The sequence below is a fragment of the Rubritalea sp. genome (genome assembly GCF_039830215.1).
GTDB lineage: Bacteria > Verrucomicrobiota > Verrucomicrobiia > Verrucomicrobiales > Akkermansiaceae > Rubritalea.
This window is the reverse complement of sequence record NZ_JBDOPO010000088.1, coordinates 1-2468: the sequence shown is the minus strand read 5'-3', so window position 1 is coordinate 2468 and position 2468 is coordinate 1. Positions and strand designations below refer to the sequence as shown.

Genomic DNA, 2468 nt, shown 5'->3' with positions numbered 1-2468 from the left:
GAGTGGTAATGAGATCATCACTACTGGCCAAGTTTCAGTGACATTCTACCAAACAGAGGCGGTGACGGACAAAATACAGCCGCGCAGCATGCGAGCCGGGATATACTCCACAGATGGTGAACTCATCTCAGATAGCCACGAACTCATATTCGACTTAAGCTCTGAGCATGCCAGAGAACGTGAACTAAAGGTGCGCTTCCTCCTGAGCAAAGAAGCTGAGTCTCACAATGGCGAGGAAGTCATCCTCAAGCTTGAAGAAAAAAATGCTAAATCCAGCCATTACAAAGAATATAAATCGCTCCGCTATAAAATTCGCCGCTCTATCTCTAGTGACTTTGACTTCTAACTCAGCTAATACCCAATGAAAGCTCTCAATCAAAAAATCTGTGACCATTTCGAAGGACTAGTTGTTCGGAAGGATTTGGTAAAAACCGTAAAAGGGAACGCGATTGTCCCCTCCTATGTTCTCGAGTACTTGCTTGGCCAATACTGCGCCACGAGTGATGAAGACTCCGTACAGTCCGGCATCGAGACAGTGCGCGAAATTCTCATGAACCACTATGTGCACCGTAATGAAGCTGGACTCATCCGTGCGAATATTAAGGAACGTGGCCGTTACAAGGTCATCGATAAAATCTCCGTAGCTCTGAATGACAAGAAGGATTGCTATGAAGCCAAGTTTGCTAATTTGGGGATCAAGGAAGTACTTATCGATTCTGGCACCATCAAAGCACACCCTAAGCTCCTAGTCAGTGGAGTCTGGTGTATCGCAGATGTAGAGTACGAACATACCGAGGACCGCAATGTCTCCCCTTGGATTTTAAGCACAATCAAACCCATCCAGCTTTCAAACTTCGATTACGATAGCTACCTCGAAGCTCGTAGGCAATTCACCACTGACGAGTGGATCGATTTGCTCATTCAAAGTATTGGCTTCAACCCGGAAATGTTGGGTAAGCGTAGTAAGCTCACACAGCTGATTCGTCTGATCCCATTTTGTGAACGCAACTACAACCTCATCGAGCTTGGGCCAAAAGGGACGGGCAAATCTCACATCTATTCTGAGTTTTCACCACATGGGATTCTCATCTCAGGCGGCGAGGTCACCGTACCGAAACTCTTCGTCAACAATTCCACCGGAAAGCTTGGCCTCGTGGGCTACTGGGATACGGTAGCCTTCGACGAATTTGCGGGCAAAGAAAAGAGTGTCAACAAGGGCTTAGTAGATATCATGAAGAACTACATGGCGAACAAGTCCTTCTCGCGTGGTGTCGAAACTTTGGGAGCTGAAGCCTCCATGGTTTTCGTAGGCAACACCCAGCACACGATTCCCTATATGCTGAAGCACTCCGACCTCTTCGTTGACTTGCCAGATAAATTCTATGACTCGGCCTTCCTCGACAGACTACATTTCTACATTCCGGGTTGGGAAGTAGATATCATCCGAGGTGAGATGTTCTCCAATGACCATGGGTTCGTCGTCGATTACATCGCAGAGATTCTTCGCTCCCTCCGAAATCACGATTACTCGGACAAGTATAAGGACAAGTTCACCTTGTCCTCGAATATATCAACACGCGATAGAGACGGAATTCATAAGACCTTCTCAGGATTGATGAAGATCCTCTTCCCGCATGAAGAGGCAACCGATGAGGAAATCGAAGAAGTTCTGAAGTTCTCAATTGAAGGACGTAAACGTGTGAAGGATCAACTGATGCGTATTGATAAAACCTATGCAGAGGTAGAGTTTAGTTACACAGACACGCATGGCAAGGTGACCCAGGTGGAAACACTGGAGGAATTACAATACCCTGACCTCGCAGCACAGACAGCTACTGACACGGAAGAACCGGTAACCGACTCGGCACCTCATATCCATACCCCAGTTGCTAAAGAACCGATAGAGCCAGCCTTAAAAGAAGAAGAGCTAGTATCTGGTGAACACCTTGTAGTCCCTGAAAACATCAAAGGCTACAGCTACAACCGACTCTTTGCCAAGCACCTCAAAGGCTCGAAGCGAATCGTCATTCGCGACCCATACATTCGGATGTTCCACCAAGTGAAAAACATTCTCGAACTTGTGGCCATGGTGAATGAGATAACCCCCGACGGTGAAGAAGCGCACCTTCATCTGGTGACACAATCTGCCCCAGACTATTGTGAAAAGCAGGACGGTTGGTTGAAGGAAGTACAAGCATCCTCCGAAAGTTCAAAAGTGACATTCACCTTTGCATACGAAAATGAATCCAGCTTCCACGCCCGCAGCATTCAAAGCGATAATGGCTGGAAGATATCGCTAGACCGAGGGCTCGATATCTTCCAACGCTACGAAAGTGGTGCCTTCTCACTGAGTTCACTCAAACAAGAGGAACGCCTTACCAAGGAATGTGAGATTACTTATCTCAAGGTGGAAGATTAGAGTATTCATCCCAACTGACCATGCAAACCAACCCGAGCGAATATCCCAT

Annotated in this window: 1 protein-coding gene and 1 pseudogene; both read left to right on the top strand. The window is 47.0% G+C overall.

Annotation, left to right across the window (positions count from 1 at the left end):
• A pseudogene (locus tag ABGY95_RS02790) lies at positions 1–346 on the top strand (BREX-1 system phosphatase PglZ type A); the annotation flags it as partial.
• A gap of 15 nt (positions 347–361) precedes the next feature.
• Positions 362–2419 (top strand): BREX system Lon protease-like protein BrxL, encoded by a 2058-nt coding sequence (gene brxL / locus ABGY95_RS02785; RefSeq protein ID WP_347440167.1) that lies wholly within the window; start codon positions 362–364, stop codon positions 2417–2419.
• Positions 2420–2468 lie beyond the last annotated feature (49 nt).

Excerpts from the sequence above, each read along its gene's own strand:
- brxL (WP_347440167.1), top strand. The coding sequence starts at position 362 with ATGAAAGCTCTCAATCAAAAAATCTGTGACCATTTCGAAGGACTAGTT.